16 protein-coding genes are annotated in these 15,152 nt (G+C 68.2%); 10 read left to right on the forward strand and 6 right to left on the reverse strand.

Features of this window, described 5'->3' with window-relative positions; translation table 11 throughout:
* The first annotated feature begins 123 nt into the window (after window positions 1-123).
* The 7 genes from KCG34_RS21285 (at window position 124) to KCG34_RS21315 (ending at window position 6,169) form a co-directional block, all read left to right on the forward strand.
* Window positions 124-1,125, forward strand: coding sequence for a sensor histidine kinase (locus KCG34_RS21285; protein WP_249138104.1), 1,002 nt, complete (start codon window positions 124-126; stop codon window positions 1,123-1,125).
* A gap of 180 nt (window positions 1,126-1,305) precedes the next feature.
* Entirely contained in the window at window positions 1,306-2,109 is an 804-nt protein-coding gene (locus tag KCG34_RS21290) for a hypothetical protein (protein ID WP_211937608.1), read from the forward strand.
* Between the two features lie 419 nt (window positions 2,110-2,528).
* Window positions 2,529-3,047, forward strand: coding sequence for a hypothetical protein (locus tag KCG34_RS21295; protein ID WP_211937609.1), 519 nt, complete (start codon window positions 2,529-2,531; stop codon window positions 3,045-3,047).
* A 356-nt stretch (window positions 3,048-3,403) separates the two neighbouring features.
* Window positions 3,404-3,784, forward strand: coding sequence for a UrcA family protein (locus KCG34_RS21300; RefSeq protein ID WP_211937610.1), 381 nt, complete (start codon window positions 3,404-3,406; stop codon window positions 3,782-3,784).
* 35 nt (window positions 3,785-3,819) lie between these two features.
* The gene (locus tag KCG34_RS21305; protein WP_211937611.1) at window positions 3,820-4,344 is read left to right on the forward strand and encodes a Spy/CpxP family protein refolding chaperone; all 525 of its coding nucleotides are present in this window, start codon (window positions 3,820-3,822) and stop codon (window positions 4,342-4,344) included.
* A gap of 77 nt (window positions 4,345-4,421) precedes the next feature.
* On the forward strand, window positions 4,422-5,135 hold the full coding sequence (locus KCG34_RS21310) for a response regulator (protein WP_211937612.1): 714 nt from the start codon (window positions 4,422-4,424) through the stop codon (window positions 5,133-5,135).
* A complete protein-coding gene (locus KCG34_RS21315; protein ID WP_211937613.1) occupies window positions 5,135-6,169 on the forward strand; it encodes a sensor histidine kinase in 1,035 nt (344 codons plus the stop codon). Before KCG34_RS21310 ends, KCG34_RS21315 begins: the two co-directional genes overlap by 1 nt.
* 146 nt (window positions 6,170-6,315) lie before the next feature.
* Here the strand turns inward: KCG34_RS21315 and KCG34_RS21320 are convergent, their stop codons facing one another.
* The 5 genes from KCG34_RS21320 to KCG34_RS21340 all read right to left on the reverse strand — a co-directional run bounded on the left by KCG34_RS21320 (window position 6,316) and on the right by KCG34_RS21340 (window position 11,514).
* Window positions 6,316-6,819 (reverse strand): CarD family transcriptional regulator, encoded by a 504-nt coding sequence (locus KCG34_RS21320; RefSeq protein WP_211937614.1) that lies wholly within the window; start codon window positions 6,817-6,819, stop codon window positions 6,316-6,318.
* Between the two features lie 379 nt (window positions 6,820-7,198).
* Window positions 7,199-7,543, reverse strand: coding sequence for a ferredoxin FdxA (fdxA, locus tag KCG34_RS21325; protein ID WP_211937615.1), 345 nt, complete (start codon window positions 7,541-7,543; stop codon window positions 7,199-7,201).
* Between the two features lie 81 nt (window positions 7,544-7,624).
* Window positions 7,625-7,915, reverse strand: a complete 291-nt coding sequence (locus KCG34_RS21330; RefSeq protein ID WP_211937616.1) for an RNA-binding S4 domain-containing protein — start codon at window positions 7,913-7,915, stop codon at window positions 7,625-7,627.
* Window positions 7,912-10,482, reverse strand: a complete 2,571-nt coding sequence (locus KCG34_RS21335; protein ID WP_211937617.1) for a helicase-related protein — start codon at window positions 10,480-10,482, stop codon at window positions 7,912-7,914. Before KCG34_RS21335 ends, KCG34_RS21330 begins: the two co-directional genes overlap by 4 nt.
* Before the next feature lie 225 nt (window positions 10,483-10,707).
* On the reverse strand, window positions 10,708-11,514 hold the full coding sequence (locus KCG34_RS21340; RefSeq protein WP_211937618.1) for a DUF3108 domain-containing protein: 807 nt from the start codon (window positions 11,512-11,514) through the stop codon (window positions 10,708-10,710).
* 198 nt (window positions 11,515-11,712) lie between these two features.
* Here KCG34_RS21340 and rpmB point away from each other — a divergent pair, with 198 nt between their 5' ends.
* The gene (rpmB, locus tag KCG34_RS21345) at window positions 11,713-12,009 is read left to right on the forward strand and encodes a 50S ribosomal protein L28 (RefSeq protein ID WP_211937619.1); all 297 of its coding nucleotides are present in this window, start codon (window positions 11,713-11,715) and stop codon (window positions 12,007-12,009) included.
* Between the two features lie 194 nt (window positions 12,010-12,203).
* Here the strand turns inward: rpmB and cobT are convergent, their stop codons facing one another.
* A complete protein-coding gene (gene cobT / locus KCG34_RS21350; RefSeq protein WP_211937620.1) occupies window positions 12,204-14,171 on the reverse strand; it encodes a cobaltochelatase subunit CobT in 1,968 nt (655 codons plus the stop codon).
* 106 nt (window positions 14,172-14,277) lie between these two features.
* Here cobT and KCG34_RS21355 point away from each other — a divergent pair, with 106 nt between their 5' ends.
* Window positions 14,278-14,634: a phage holin family protein gene (locus tag KCG34_RS21355; RefSeq protein WP_211937621.1), complete on the forward strand. Its 357-nt coding sequence runs from the start codon at window positions 14,278-14,280 to the stop codon at window positions 14,632-14,634.
* A gap of 55 nt (window positions 14,635-14,689) precedes the next feature.
* Window positions 14,690-15,139 carry a GNAT family N-acetyltransferase gene (locus KCG34_RS21360; protein WP_211937622.1) on the forward strand — a complete coding sequence of 150 codons (450 nt, stop codon included), beginning with the start codon at window positions 14,690-14,692 and terminating at the stop codon, window positions 15,137-15,139.
* The last annotated feature ends 13 nt before the right edge of the window (window positions 15,140-15,152 follow it).

Here is a 15,152-nt window from a genome sequence, read left to right on the forward strand (position 1 = left end):
GCAGGAGGCCGGCCGGACCTGGTCCGCGCCGATACATATTGTTGGCCCAAAGGCCGGCGATGTGACCAAGCTGCCGCGCAGCCGTCTGTTCTGGCCGCAAGGTTTTTTCGGGAGTTCAATAGTTTGCCCGCGCAGGATGTGGCCTCCCTGGTCTGGCGACAGGAGCATTTGCGCCTGGCGATCGAGGCGGCCAATGTCGCGCTCTGGTCGTGGCAGGTCGACACGGGTCGCTTGACCATGGACGGGCGCGCCTTCGGCCAGTGGGGCCTGCCCTGGTCGGAGGGGGTCACCTTCGAGGAGCTGTCCGCCCACATCCATCCGGCCGACCGCGATCGAGTGCGGGCGGCCTTTACGGCGACCCGCTCCGTCGCCGGACCGTACGAGATCGACTTTCGCATCATGCATGGCGACGAGGTGCGCTGGATCTCGGCCCGCGGAAAGGGGGCCGATGAAGGGATCGTCGATCGGGTGATGTTCGGCATCTTCCTGGACGTGACCGGACGCAAACAGGCCGAGGAAGGCCACGAGCTGCTCGCCGGCGAGATGAGCCATCGGGTCAAGAACCTGCTGGCGATCACCACGGGTTTGACACATATCACCGCGAGATCGACGACCTCGGCGGCCGACATGGCCCGCGTCCTGACCGAACGCCTCACGGCCTTGGGGCGCGCCCACGACCTGGTTCGTCCCTTGCCGGGTCATGAGGGCAAGGCGGCGCTGCTGGGCGACCTGTTCTCGGTCCTGCTCGCGCCCTATGACGATTCTGGCGCCTTCGCCGGCCGCATCCGGGTCGCGGTGCCGAGGATGGGCGTCGGAGAGCGGACCGCCACCACCCTGGCGCTGGTCATCCACGAGATGGCGACCAATTCGGTGAAGCACGGCTCCTTATCGGCCGAACGTGGGATCCTCGATATCTCAAGCACCACGGATGACGACGACTTGTTCATCGTCTGGGCCGAAACCGGCGGTCCGGCGATTTCAGGCGCCCCGGACATGCATGGGTTCGGGAGCAAGCTGATCTCGCGCAGCATCGCGCATGATCTGGGAGGCGCGCTGTCCTACGACTGGCAGGAAAGCGGCCTCGTCGCGACCGTGCGGATGCGGAAGGAGAGGCTGGCGGCCTAGCGCGGCAAGTCCGCAGCGGGTCGTTCTGCCCCGTTGGCTTCGGCGCCCGCGGGATTGCCGGAATGGGGACGTTCCGAAGGCGCAAGATGGGTGAAAATCAGAAATAGCCAGCGCGAGAGTCGGAGAGATGGGCGTCGCCGAGTTGCAGAGCAGGGACTGTTGACGCGTCGGAAATGGCAGGTGATGCTGCTTCAGGGGGCGGGCATGACAACGGCATATATTCAGAAAGCTAAGCGTATTGCGCCTGGTAAGCCCGGGCGGTTTGATCCCTATAATCGGTGGGACCGCAATTTCTTTCTTGGTTATTTGGGGCTCATCTGGTTCCTCATCCTGATGGGTTTCGTGCCGGACGTGATCCGGCATGTTCAGAAGCACATGCCGGCTTATCCGCTGGTGGTGCATTTCCACGCCGCCGTTTTTGTAAGCTTGCTGATCCTGCTGACAGCCCAGGTGCTGTTGGTGCGCGCAAAGCGTATAGACCTGCATCGAGCGCTTGGGCTGGCGGGCGCCGTTCTTTGTGTCGCCGTGGTCGCTCTCGGGGTGATCACCTCGGTCGTCGTCGACCGGAGACAACTGGGTACGCCGCACGCCGACCCGGCGTTCTTCAGCGTACAGCTCCTGGACATGGTGGCGTTCGCCGGAGCCGCGGGCGCTGCGATTTTGATGCGCGACGATGGACCAGCGCACAAGCGCCTCATGCTGCTCGCGGTCCTGTCGATGGTGGACGCCGGGTTCACGCGCTGGCTTGGCGGGCCGATGACCAAGCTGCTTGGCGATGGATTCTGGCCGTTCATGGCGGAGGTCTACCTCGCCAATGGCCTGCTCATCCTTGGCATTGGCGTTTTTGACCTCGTCACGCGGCGCCGCCTGCACCCGGCCTATATGGCGGGCGCGGCCTGGGTCAGCGGCTGTCTGTTGCTCGCGGGATGGCTGTACGTCACGCCGGCATGGAAGCCGATCGCGCTCGCCTTGATAGGTCGCTGACCGGCGACCGTCAGGCGTTCCCGGCGCCGGAGCAGGGTGGCATTTGCAGCGTCGAGGTCGGAGCTGCAGGGGCCTGGCGCCGCGGTCACGCCGCTTCCTCCGGCCGGGATTGGCGGGGCTTTAGAGGCGGCCGCTCATGGTCGTGGGCGACCAACAACCTCCCATCTGCGACGCCTTGGGCTCCGACGCCCAGAGCAGACGTGATGAAGGGCTGGACGGGGTGGACTGCGGACATTGGCTTTCGCGTCGATGGCGGACCTGCGGAACGTACGTAAAAGAAGACACTCGACAACGTTGAGGGACCGCCCCCAAATCCAGGCCGACAGTACCTAAAAGTCGGAGCCCCCGTGACAGCCGAGCCAGCACTTATTCCAAGGACTGGGCTCCTGGGATACTGGGACCGGCTCGTCGGCCCAGGAATGACGACCGGCGAGACCCTACTTGTCCTTGCGGGATCGGTATTGGGTTCCCTGCTTGCCGGCGTGCTCATGTCGTCCAGTGGCGCATCCGTCATTTCGATCGGCATCGCCGCTCTGATTGGTTTCGATGTTCTGGGGGGCGCGGTCTGCAACGGGACACAAACAACACGAGCCTGGTACCACCGCCCCGGCCAGAATTGGGTCCATCACGTTGCTTTCGTCGCCCCGCACTTGGCGTACGTCATACTGGTTGCAACCTTGATGCGAGGCAGCTCGTTCGACGGCCGGTATGCTCTTATTTTCAGCGTCGGCCTTGTCGGCGCTTCGGCGGTCATCCTTTGCGTGTCGGATCGCCTGAAGACTCCCGTTGCATTCTCAGCTTACCTCGTCGTCCTGTCTTCTATTACGATTGGCGTGGGCTCGACACGTGCGATGGGATGGTTTGAGCCGGCTCTATTGCTCAAACTCCTTCTTGGCCACCTTTTGCCGAACGGCATTCCACCTACAAAGGCCGTCTAGGCCCGCCCCGCCGGCCCACGCCATTCACCGCACAGCAAACTCAGCCGGATGCCAACTAACGGACGTTCCGAACGGCAGTGGAGGGTCGTGAACTGCCTCTGACCCGCCTCCAGAAACCAGTCGTTCCCAGGCAGATCGGACCTCTCGTCGACCGTCCCTCCAGGGCAAATCGCCTCCGCCCGTTCCGGCCGTCTTCTGCAGCGACCTGTTCAGGACGCCGATAGCCCCGCCGCAACTTTACAAACAGCAACACAGGCCGCGAACGCGCGAAACGGCGCCTCGCTAGGGTGACATCACACCACCCGAACCGGACCGGCGATCCCAGGCTGGTTCGGTGACTGCGAAGGAGGCCTGGAATGATCGATCTCCCCAAATCCCGTATTCGTGCGGCCCGGACGCTGGGCCTGGCGCTCGCGGCCGTCGGCCTCGGCCTCGCCACGCCGGCCGGCGCCCAGACGGCGTTCCCACAAGAGGGCGCCGAACGGGTCAGCGTCACGATCGGCTATGCCGACCTGAACACCGGCGACCCGGCCGGCGTGGCCGCCCTGCTAGGGCGCATCAAGTCGGCCGCGGCTTTCGCCTGCGGCGGGCGGCCGGATGTGCGCCAGATCGACCAGCAGACTGCCTTCCATCAATGCGTCGACACCGCGATCCGCCAGGCTGTGGCCCAGGCCAACCTGCCGCAGCTGACCGCCATCGCCGACCCCGGCCCGCGCCGTCCTCACGTCGCCGGCTGACCTAGTCCCACCCGCAAAACCAAAGGAACCCCTCCATGAACGACACCAACGAAACCACCCGCCCGGCCGCGCCCAATAGCCTCGGCAAGGGCCTGCGCCGTCTGCTGCTGGGCGCCGCCTTCGCCGCCACCTTTGTCGCCGGAGGGCTGGTGATGTCCGGCTCCTCGGCCATAGCCATGATGGAGATGGGCCACGGCATGGGCGGGCACGGCGGCATGCACCAGATGGGCAAGGCGCATATCGAGCATATGCTGAAAGAGGTCGACGCCACGCCGGAACAGACCGCGCGGATCGAGTCGATCCTGCATACCGGGTTTGCGGCCATGGGCCCGGTGCACGAAAAGCTGGCCTCAACCCACGGCGACCTGCACCGGCTCCTGACCGCCCCGACCATCGACCGGGCCGCGCTGGAGCAGCTGCGCGCCGCCCGCGTCGCCGATATCGACCAGGCCAGCAAGACCATGGTCCAGGCCATGGCCGACGCCGCCGAGGTGCTGACCCCGGACCAGCGCGCCAAGCTGGCGACCGTGATGGCCGCCGAACATCATCACCACGACTAGCGCCGAAGCCGCTATCCTGAGCTGCGTGCCGCCCCCGGCTTGCCCTGGGGCGGCGCCTGCCATTGGCCGGAGACCCGATGACCGACCGGATCCTGTTGATCGACGACGACGTCCGGCTGGCCGACATGGTGCGCGCCTATCTGGCCCAGGTCGGCTACGCCATCGACGCGCGCCACACCGGCGAGGCGGGGGTCAGGGCCGTGGCCGAGCGGCCGGCGGGCGAGCCGGGCTATGACGTGGTGATCCTCGACATCATGCTGCCGGACATGGACGGGCTGGAGGTCTGCCGCCGCCTCAGGGCCAGGACCGACGTGCCGATCCTGATGCTCTCGGCGCGCGGCGAGGACACCGACCGCATCGTCGGCCTGGAGATGGGCGCCGACGACTACCTGCCCAAGCCGTTCAATCCCCGCGAGCTGCATGCGCGGCTGAAAGCCATCCTGCGCCGCCGCCACGGCCCGCAGGACCTGGCCGGCGGCGCCTTGCGCTTCGGGCGGCTGGAGATCGACCCGAGCTCGCGCGCGGTCAGGATCGACGGCGGCGAGGTCGCCCTGACCTCCTACCAGTTCGACCTCTTGCTGGCCCTGGCCCACCAGGCCGGCAAGGTGATGTCGCGCGAGCGGCTGATGGACCTGGTCAAGGGCGCCGAGCTGGAGGCCTTCGACCGCTCGATCGACGTCCACATCTCGCGCATCCGCGCCGCAATCGAGGACGACCCCGGCCACCCCCGCCGGATCATCACCGTGCGCGGCTCCGGCTACCTGTTCGCCCGTGTGCAGGACCAGGGCTAATGGTGTCGATCTTCCGGCGAGGCTTGTTCTGGCGGGTCTATCTCACCTTCCTCGGCAGCCTGGTGCTGATGGCGGTGCTGATGGCGGCCCTGTGGCATCTGATGGGCGAGCCGCGGCGGGTGGTGGTCGTCCCGCCTGGCATGGCCCACCATCGCGGCGGCCCGCACATGCTGGGCATGGCGCTGGCGATCGCCGCGACCGTGGGCCTGGCCGCCTATCCGATCGTCTCGCGCCTGACCCGGCGGCTGGAGGCCCTGAAGGCCAGCCTGGACGCCTGGGGCCAGGGCGATCTGGCGACACGGGCCAGGGTCGACGGGTCCGATGACATCGCCGCGGTCGCGGCGAGCTTCAACGCCGCCGCCGATCGGGTGGAGGCGCTCTTGAAGGCGCATAGGACCCTCCTGGCCCACGCCAGCCACGAACTGCGCTCGCCTCTGACCCGCCTGCGCATGGCCACCGAGATGTTCGCCGCCAACCCCGATCCCGGCCTGCGCCAAGCCATCGTCGAGGATATCGCCGAGCTCGACGGGTTGGTGGAGGAGATCCTGCTGGCCAGCCGCCTGGACCATGGGCCGGCGGCGCCGGATCGCGAGGCGGTCGACTGCCTGGGTCTTGCGGCCGAGGAGGCCGCCCGGGTCGGGGCCACGGTCCGCCAGGTCGATCCGGCGGACGGCGCCTTTGAGGTGCTGGGCTCCCCGCGCCTGCTGCGCCGGCTGATCCGTAACCTCCTGGAAAACGCCAGCAAGCACGGCCGCCCGCCGGTGGAGATCGAACTGGCCCGCCGCGCGGGGCCCGATGGCGGCTTGATCGTCCTCACCGTCAGCGACCACGGGCCCGGCATCGCCCCGGCCGAATGCGAGCGGGTGTTCGAGCCCTTCTACCGGCCCAGCGGTCACCCCGAGGCGGCCGGTAGCTGGGGCCTGGGCCTTTCGATCGTGCGCCAGATCGCCGAACGCCACGGCGGCCAGGTCACCTGCGCCGGCGAGCCCGGCGGCGGGCGATTTGTGGCGACACTGCCGGCCGCTATGCGGTGAGTAAACCGCAGGCCGGGCGAGGTCCCGACCTTGCCGTGGCCGCCTGAGGGCCTGCGCCCCAATACGAAGAGAGGCCGCGAACCCGTCCGCAGCCTCTCCTCAATCTTACAGTCGCGCCCCGCCGATGCGGCGGCGCATCAACCTGTTCAGGCCGCCTTTTGCAGCGACTTGTTCAGGATGCCGATGGCGGCGTCGCGGTCGATCTGTTCGATCGCGGCGACTTCGCGGGCCATGCGATCCAGGGCCGATTCATAGAGCTGACGCTCGGAATAGGACTGTTCCGGCTGGTTGTCGGCGCGGTGCAGGTCGCGGACCACCTCGGCGATCGAGATCAGGTCGCCGGAATTGATCTTGGCTTCGTATTCCTGGGCGCGGCGGCTCCACATGGTGCGCTTCACCCGGGCGCGGCCCTTCAGGGTGGTCAGGGCCTGGTTGACCACGGTGCCGCCGGCCAGCGGACGCAGGCCCGCGGTCTTGGCCTTCTTGGTCGGTACGCGCAGGGTCATTTTTTCGTGGTCGAAGGTGATGACGTAGACTTCGAGCGACAGGCCGGCGACCTCCTGAGTTTCGATCCCGGCGATCGAGCCGACGCCATGCGCCGGGTAGACCACGTGATCACCAACCACAAACTCGAGATCCATCTTGCTCATCTAAAATCCTCTCAAGGTCTTCGCCGCTACAAAAGACGAAGGCGCGTTCAGAAGAGATCGCAACGGGCGACAGAACCCCGCTCCGCGGAACGGGCGGTTCGACGTCAAACCCGGCTTGCGAATATTCCTCTAAGGCAACCCTTCGCCTTTGGACATGCGCGCGTCCATCAGGACGGCTTGTCACCAACCACGACCCCGCGAAGGCGTGCTGCATTCACGTGTCTGGCGGACCCTATCACAAAAATGAGCGTCATGAAAGGGTTGCGCGCAGGATCAAGTGACCCGCGACTCTCGCCGGGGCGCTCAAAACCGCATTTGGTCAGCGGCTTACGGCGTCAGGTAACAGCCAAGCTCGTTACCGAACGGTTAAGGCGCGGCCTCAGGAACCCTTGCCCGGGTTGGGGCTGAAGTGGTTGGCCTCGAGCTTGCCGGTGACCCGTTCCCAGTCGGCCGCGTCGGCGGGCGGTTCGCCCTTTACGGTGATGTTCGGCCAGACCTTGGCGTAGTCGGCGTTCAGCTTCAGCCACTTGCCGTCGGCGTCGTCCTCGGTGTCCGGCTTGATCGCGTCGACCGGGCATTCCGGCTCGCACACCCCGCAGTCGATGCACTCGTCCGGGCTGATCACCAGGAAGTTCTCGCCCTCGTAGAAGCAGTCGACCGGGCAGACCTCCACGCAGTCCATGAACTTACATTTGATGCAGGGGTCTGTGACAATATAGGTCATCGAGGACTCGCGTGGGGGAGAGAGACGCCGGGCGCCTTTTTGCGGGCGGCGGCGTCAATGTCAATGTGGGTGTTGTGCGCCCTATGCGGAAGGATTCTGCAAGGGCGAATAGAGCTGCTGCGCTTCGCTGGCCGGACCACGCCTTTCGCCGAGGCCCTCGATGCGGACGGCGACCAGCCGTCCGCCGAGCGCGAACACCAGGCCGTCGCCGATCCGGACCGTGCGGCTGGGCTTGTCCAGGCGGGTCTCGGCCCCGCCGCGGCTAAGGCGGATCTTGCCCTCCTCGACCACGCGCGCCGCCAGGGAGCGGGTCTTGAAGAACCTGGCCCGCCACAGCCAGACGTCGATACGGCAGCCCCCGTCCTCGCTCATGGAGCCTTGGCGGCCTTTGCAGGTTCGCCGCCCGCCCGGCGGTGACGCCGCCGGCGCCGCTTCTGCGCGGGGGGCGGCGGGGTCAAGGCGGCCAGGGCGGCGAAGGGCGAAGCTTGCGCCGGCCGGGCGGGGGCCTCGGCCGGCTTGTCGCGGCGGCGGCGCCAGATGCGCGCCTCGCCGGCCTTGGCCTTGTGCGCGGGCGCGAAGCCCAGGGCCCTGAGGATCCGCTCGCCCTCGTCATGGCTCCAGCCGAGGGCGTCCAGGGCGCCGGGCGCCAAGAGCGAGCCGCCGCCGGTCTGGGGCGCGGCGCGGATCAGGGCGTCCAGCTGCTCCAGCGCCTCGACCGGGGCGGCCAGGCCGGCCACGGCCCTCAGGCCGCGGAAGGCGAGGGCGCTGGCCGGCGGGACCGGCTGGGGCAGGGGCGAGAGGCCCTCGGCGGGCGGGCGCCAGTCGGGTGCGGCCAGCTGGGCGAAGGCCAGGCGCACGGCCAGGGCCTCGGGCTGCAAAAGGCCGGGCAGGAACAGGCTGAAGGCGCCGAAGCGAACGCCCAGGGTCTTCAGCGCCCGCCGCTCGTCCTGGCTCAGGGCGCGGGCCTCGTGCGCGACGTGACGGCGGTCCAGCACCCCGCCGCCTTCGACCAACTGGTAGGCCAGGCCCCGGGCCAGGCCCTTGATGCGGCCCTCCGCCACGGCCCGCTTCAGCCGGCGCAGGGGGGCGAGGCGCAGGCTGGCTTCGGCGGCGACGAAGGCTTCCAGCCGCCGGGCGGCGCGCTCGCGGGCGGGCTCCGGGCCCAGCTCGCCGAACAGCCGCACCCTGGGCGAGAACGGCCCGCCGCCGGTCAGCTGCCCCGCCGCCTCGCCGCGCCACAGCACCATGCCGTCCGGCGTCAGGGCGAAGGCGTCGTCGGCTTCGGCCGCCAGCCGGCCCAGCCGCCGGGCGATTTCCGGCCCCACCGCCTTGTCGGCTGCGGCGCGCAGGGCCTTGTCCTCCAGCGCCGTGGCGCCGCGCGCGGGCTCGAAATGCGCGCCGACCAGCTTGCCGACGAAGTGTCCCTCGACCGTCACCGCCCCGTCGGCGCCGACCCCGGCCAGGAGGGCGTCGCCCTTCAGGTTCAGGCCGCGCATCAGGGCGCTGGTGCGGCGGTCGATGAACCGCTGCATCAGCCGCTCGTGCAGGGTGTCGGACAGCCGGTCCTCGAGCGCCCGGGTCTTGCCCTGCCAATGCGCCGGATCGCGCACCCAGTCGCCGCGATTGGCCACATAGGCCAGGGTGCGAACGCCGGCGAGCCGTCCCGACAGGGCGTCGATGTCGCCGTCCAATCGGTCCAAGCTCTTGAAGTGACCGGCCATCCAGTCCTCGGGCAGCCGCCGGTCGCGCTCGGTCAGGTGCTCAAACACCTGGCGCACGAAGCGGGTGTGCTCCTCGGCCGTGGTCTTCCTGAAATCCGGGGTCTGGCACACTTCCCACAGGCGGATCAGGTTCGAGCGGTCGCGGCAGCGGCGCTGGATGGTCTCGTCGCTGGCCAATTGGCGCAGGGTGGCCTCGTCCAGCCCCTCCTCCGACAGCTTCAGGCCCACGAACGGCGGCGGCGCGGCCAGCTCGCGCATCAGGCCGTGCAGGGATTGGAACTCGAAGCGATGGTTGCGCCACTCGGCCGCCGCGACGGGGTCGAAGGCGTGGCTCTCGACCGCGGCGACCATGTCGGCGTCCATCTCGGGGCAGTCGCCGGTGACGCCGAAGGTTCCATCCTTGCGATAGCGCCCCGCGCGGCCGCCGATCTGGCCGATCTCCTGGGCGTAGAGCCAGCGGGTGCGCCGGCCGTCGTACTTGCGCAGGCCCGCGAAGGCCACATGGTCCACGTCCATGTTCAGGCCCATGCCGATGGCGTCGGTGGCCACCAGGAAATCGACCTCGCCGGACTGGAAAAGCTCGACCTGGGCGTTGCGGGTGCGCGGGCTGAGCGAGCCCATCACCACCGCCGCTCCGCCGCGCTGGCGGCGGATCAGCTCGGCGATGGCGTAGACGGCGTCGGTGGAGAAGGCCACCACCGCGCTCCTGCGCGGCAGGCGGGTCAGCTTCTTGGAGCCGTCATAGGTCAGCTGCGAAAAGCGATCGCGCGACTGGATCTCCGCATCCGGGCAGAGCCGCCGGATCAGGGGTGCCATGGTCGCCGCGCCCAAGAGCATGGTCTCGAACTTGCCGCGAGCGTGCAGCAGGCGGTGGGTGAAGACGTGGCCCCGCTCGGGGTCGGCGCACAGCTGGATCTCGTCCACCGCCAGGAACTCGACCTCGCGGTTCAGCGGCATGGCCTCGACCGTGCAGACGAAATATTGCGGCCGGGGCGGGATGATCTTTTCCTCGCCGGTGATCAGGGCGACGCAGCGCGCGCCGCGAGCCTTGACGATGCGGTCGTAGATCTCACGGGCCAGAAGCCGAAGCGGCAGGCCGATCATGCCGGAGGCGTGACCCAGCATGCGCTCGACCGCCAAGTGGGTCTTGCCGGTGTTGGTTGGGCCGAGCACGGCCACAAGACGCGAGGGCGCTGCGCCCGTCGGGCGATCACTCATGGCGCAGAAAGTGGGGGCGTCTTGCGAGTCTGGCAAGCGCCGCGGCTGCGGCCGAATGGTTCAGGTTAATGGAGAGGTCGCCGGCGCCCGAACGGCGGCGAAACGAATCATGACCGAATCAGCGACTCCCGCCGATTCAGCCTTTGTTCCATACCATATATGGTGGCCTGATTTGCGTTAACCACAAACAGAAATCAGCCAAGCTTGCCGAAAATCAGCCCAAAATCAGCTTTGCCCCCGCACCACCTGGGCGCGGCGCAGGACGATGTCGGCGGGGCCGATCGGGGTGTCGGCGCGCACGTCGGCCAGCACCCACGGGCCGCGCGAGCCCAGCTGGCCGAAGGCGACGTTGATCGCCCCCTTCAGCCCGCCGTTGCGCTTGGACGGCGCCTTCTTCTTGAACCCGGCGACCTCCACATAGCGCACCTGGCAACGCATCACCCGGGTGACGCCCAAGGCGCGCATGCCGTCGTCGGGGGCTTCGGTGCGGCCGTTGGTGAAGTCAAGCTCATAGAGCTGCTTGCCGTCGAAGAACCGGGGCGAGCCGGCGCACGGAATCTCGGGATCGGCCAGGGTGACCCGCATCAGCTGGGTCAGGGGGTCGGACGCCGCCAGGCGCTGCTCGCGGCTGGCCGGCGGGTCGCCCATATTGCCGAAGGCCGGCTGCGAGGCGGTGACCACGTCGTCGGCGCGCCAGCTCACCTGCACCTTGCGCTCGCGCTTGCCGTCGTGATTGTCGTAGTCGAAGGCCTCGGCGTGCGGCCCGTCCTGGGTCAGGCGCCCTTGCGCGTTGGCCTTGACGTCGAAGCGCTTGAACGCCGCCAGGATGCCGTAGCTGCGCAGCTGGGCGCCGGCGGTGAAGGCGGTGGGGGTGATCCGCTGGTCGAAATGCATGTCCAGCACCTTGATCAGGTCCAGCCGCCCGTCATAGCCCAGCGACAGGCGTATCGGCTCGGTCGGCGGCTGGGCTGCGGCCGGCCCGGCGGCCAGGGCGAGGGCGGCGGCGACGGTCAGGGCGGTATTGGCGATCATGCGGTGCTCCGTTGCGCGCACGTGATATGGCCGCCGAAGGTGGCGCTGCAATGGCGTAGAACGCTCCGGCGCGCCATTGGAACGCGGCTCATGAGCGCATCGCGCGCTTGACGGGGCGGACCTGCTTGACTATACCGCCCGCTCCCTCGCGGTCGGCCCGGCCTTCCGCGTCAGATTTGTATTGCGAAGGTTCCTCTGATGTCGCGCCGTTGCGAACTCACTGGCGTCGGTCCGATGATCGGCCACAACGTGAGCCACTCGAACATCAAGTCCAAGCGCCGCTTCCTGCCGGCGCTCAAGGCCATTCGGCTGCAGTCCGAGGCCCTGGGCCAGGCCTTCAACCTGAAGGTCTCCAACGCCGCCCTGCGCACGCTGGACTTCAAGGGCGGGCTCGACGCCTACCTGGTCAAGGCCAATGACGATGTGCTGTCGCCCCGCGCCCAGAAGATCAAGCGCCAGGTGAAAGCCAAGCTGGCGGCCCAGGCCGCCGCCTGATTCCTCAGGTGACATGAGTTTCGAAAAGGCCGGCGGCGACGCCGGCCTTTTTTGTTTCTCGGGGCCACAAATCTTCCTCATCCTGAGGTGCTCGGCGCGAAGCGGCGAGCCTCGAAGGACGCAGTTGCGTCGCCGCTGCGTCCTTCGAGGCCCGCTGACGCGGGCGCCTCAGGATGAGGAATTTGGGTGAGACCTCAGACGATCGTCCCCACCTTCAGCTCCTCCAGCGCGGCCACCATCTTGGCCCGCCGGCCCATGGTCAGGGGATTGGTCCCCTGCACGGTCGGCGGGGCCTGCAGGATCGGGGAGACGCGGCCGGCAGGGGCGCGGGGCTCCTCGTCGAACAGGGCGGCGAGCTGTTCGGTGATCACTCCGCCCAACTGCTCCACGTCGACGATGGTCACCGCCCGGCGATAATAGCGGCGCACGTCGTGGCCGATGCCGATGGCGATCAGCTCGACGGGCGAGTGGGCCTCGATCTCGGTGATCACGGTGCGCAGGTGGCGCTCAAGATAGTGGCCGGAGTTCACCGACAGGGTCGAATCGTCCACCGGCGCCCCGTCCGAGATCACCATCAGGATCTTGCGCTGCTCGGTGCGCCCGATCAGGCGATGGTGCGCCCAGATCAGCGCCTCGCCGTCGATGTTCTCCTTCAAGAGACCCTCGCGCATCATCAGGCCGAGGTTCTTGCGCGCCCGCCGCCAGGGCGAGTCGGCGCCCTTGTATATGATGTGCCTCAGGTCGTTCAGCCGGCCGGGGGCGGCGGGCTTGCCGGCCTTCAGCCAATCCTCGCGCGACTGGCCGCCCTTCCAGGCCCGGGTGGTGAAGCCCAGGATCTCGACCTTGACCCCGCAGCGCTCAAGGGTCCGGGCCAGGATATCGGCGCAGACCGCCGCCACCATGATCGGCCGTCCGCGCATCGAGCCCGAATTGTCGATCAGGAGGGTCACCACCGTGTCGCGGAACTCGGTGTCCTCTTCCTGCTTGAAGGACAGGGGCGCGGTGGGGTCGATGATCACGCGGGTCAGGCGGGCGACGTCAAGAATCCCTTCCTCGAGGTCGAAGCTCCAGGCGCGGTTCTGCTGGGCCAGGAGGCGCCGCTGCAGCCGGTTGGCCAAGCGCGAGACCACGTTGTGCAGATTGGCCAGCTGCTGGTCGAGATAGGCGCGCAGCCGGTTCAGCTCCTCCGGCTCGCACAGCTCCTCGGCGTCGACCACCTCGTCGTGCTGGGCGGTGAACACCTTGTAGGGCGGCTCCTTCAGGCCCGGGTCCTTGGCCTCGGGGCGCGAGGGCTGCTCGCCATCGCCCATCTCGGGCTGGTCCTCGGTGTCCTCGCCGTCGGCGTCCTGGTCGACCTCCATGCGCTGGTCTTCGCCGCCCTCGGCGTCGCGGTCGGAGGCTTCGGAGGGATCGGGCTGGGCGGCTTCGCCCTCCTGGTCCTCGCCCTCGCTGGCGTCGTCGTTCATTTCCTGCGGCGATTCGGAGGGCTCGTTCTCGCCCTCCTCGCTGTCCTGGCTCTCGTCGCCGAGGTCTTCGCCCAGGTCGAGGTCCTTGATGATCGAGCGCGCGACCCGGGCGAAGGCGGCCTGGTCGTCGAGCTGATCGATCAGCCGGTTCAGGTCCTCGCCGGCCTTGGCCTCGATGGTGGCACGGTGGCGGTCGACCAGCAGCTTGGCGCTGTCGGGCGGCGCCTCGCCGGTGAGGCGTTCGCGCACCATCAGGCCGACGATGTCGGCCAGGGGCGGGGGTGCGTTCTCGTCGATCCGGTTCAGCCCCTTGCGCTCGCAGGCCTGCTCCAGCACCGCGGCCAGGTTGGCGCGCACCCCGCCTAGGGCGTTGGCGCCGATGGCCTCGATGCGCGCCTGCTCCACCGCCTCGAAGATCGCCTTGCCGTTCGGCGAGTGCGGGCAGAGCCGGGCGTGGGCGGCCGGGTCATGGTGCGAGATGCGCAGGGCCATCTGATCGGCCAGGCCGCGTATGCGGGTGGTCTCCTTGCCCGTCAGGTCGCGCGGCGGATGCGGCAGGATCGCGTGGTTGCCCGACAGCTGCGGCCCGTCGCCGGAAAAGGTGACCTCCAGGTCCGCCGACTCGGCCAGGGAGCGGGTCGCCTGGGTCAGGGCGCGCTTGAAGGTGTCGGTGGGGCTTTCAGCTTTGTTCGACATGGCGTTCCGTCATAGCGCGCGATCGCCCTTGCGCGAAAGCCGATTTCGGATCGCGGCGAGCGGAGCTAGGCTTTACCCAACGACACCTGATCTGGAGGCTGACGCCTTGGCCAACTTCATCCTGCGCGCCCTGATCTCGGCCCTCGGCCTGTGGGTCGCATCGCTGTTGCTGCGGCATTCAATGACGGTGGAGTCCCTGGGCAGCCTCCTGGCCGCCGCCGTGCTCCTGGGCCTGGCCAACGCCATCGTGCGGCCGATCCTGGTGATCCTGACCTTGCCGATCAGCATCATCACGCTCGGCCTGTTCCTCTTGGTGATCAACGGCCTGATGGTGCTTTTGGTCTCGCACCTGCTTCATGGGTTCCGTGTCCACGGCCTGATCCCCGCCATCGAGGTCTCGGTGATCGTCTGGATCACCGGCCTTGTTGGCTCGTCGCTGCTGGGCGAGGACGACCGGCGCTAGTTGACTTCACGGTTTGTGTGATCACAGTCTTGGGCTTCCACGCCCGGAGGCAGCCATGACCGTGACCGTCCGCCCGCTCGAGCCTGGCGACCATGCGGCGTGGCTGACGCTCTGGCGCGGCTACCTGGCCTTCTACCAGGCCGATATCCCGGATGAGATCACCGCCCTGACCTGGGATCGGCTGCTGGACCCGACCCAGGCGATGTTTGGCGCGGCGGCGGTCTCGCAGGGCGTCGTGGTCGGCTTTGTCCACTGGCTGACCCACCCCTCGACCTGGGCGCGGGGGCCTTATGTCTATCTGGAGGACCTGTTCGTGGGGCCCGCCATTCGCGGCGGCGGCGCAGGCCGAACCTTGATCGAGCATGTCTACGGCTGGGCCGCCCAGGCCGGCTCTCCCCAGGTCTACTGGCTGACCCAGGAGACCAACGCCGTCGCGCGTCTGCTCTACGACCGCATCGCCGAGCGGAGCGGCTTCATCCACTACGCCAAGACGATCGGCAGCTAAAGCGGGTCGGAAT

It is taken from the genome of Phenylobacterium montanum (assembly GCF_018135625.1).
In the GTDB taxonomy this organism is placed as follows: Bacteria; Pseudomonadota; Alphaproteobacteria; order Caulobacterales; family Caulobacteraceae; genus Poindextera; species Poindextera montana.

Excerpts from the sequence above, each read along its gene's own strand:
- KCG34_RS21295 (WP_211937609.1), top strand. The coding sequence starts at position 2,529 with ATGACGACCGGCGAGACCCTACTTGTCCTTGCGGGATCGGTATTGGGT.
- KCG34_RS21300 (WP_211937610.1), top strand. The coding sequence starts at position 3,404 with ATGATCGATCTCCCCAAATCCCGTATTCGTGCGGCCCGGACGCTGGGC.
- KCG34_RS21305 (WP_211937611.1), top strand. The coding sequence starts at position 3,820 with ATGAACGACACCAACGAAACCACCCGCCCGGCCGCGCCCAATAGCCTC.
- KCG34_RS21310 (WP_211937612.1), top strand. The coding sequence starts at position 4,422 with ATGACCGACCGGATCCTGTTGATCGACGACGACGTCCGGCTGGCCGAC.
- KCG34_RS21315 (WP_211937613.1), top strand. The coding sequence starts at position 5,135 with ATGGTGTCGATCTTCCGGCGAGGCTTGTTCTGGCGGGTCTATCTCACC.
- KCG34_RS21320 (WP_211937614.1), bottom strand. The coding sequence starts at position 6,819 with ATGAGCAAGATGGATCTCGAGTTTGTGGTTGGTGATCACGTGGTCTAC.
- fdxA (WP_211937615.1), bottom strand. The coding sequence starts at position 7,543 with ATGACCTATATTGTCACAGACCCCTGCATCAAATGTAAGTTCATGGAC.
- KCG34_RS21330 (WP_211937616.1), bottom strand. The coding sequence starts at position 7,915 with ATGAGCGAGGACGGGGGCTGCCGTATCGACGTCTGGCTGTGGCGGGCC.
- KCG34_RS21335 (WP_211937617.1), bottom strand. The coding sequence starts at position 10,482 with ATGAGTGATCGCCCGACGGGCGCAGCGCCCTCGCGTCTTGTGGCCGTG.
- KCG34_RS21340 (WP_211937618.1), bottom strand. The coding sequence starts at position 11,514 with ATGATCGCCAATACCGCCCTGACCGTCGCCGCCGCCCTCGCCCTGGCC.
- rpmB (WP_211937619.1), top strand. The coding sequence starts at position 11,713 with ATGTCGCGCCGTTGCGAACTCACTGGCGTCGGTCCGATGATCGGCCAC.
- cobT (WP_211937620.1), bottom strand. The coding sequence starts at position 14,171 with ATGTCGAACAAAGCTGAAAGCCCCACCGACACCTTCAAGCGCGCCCTG.
- KCG34_RS21360 (WP_211937622.1), top strand. The coding sequence starts at position 14,690 with ATGACCGTGACCGTCCGCCCGCTCGAGCCTGGCGACCATGCGGCGTGG.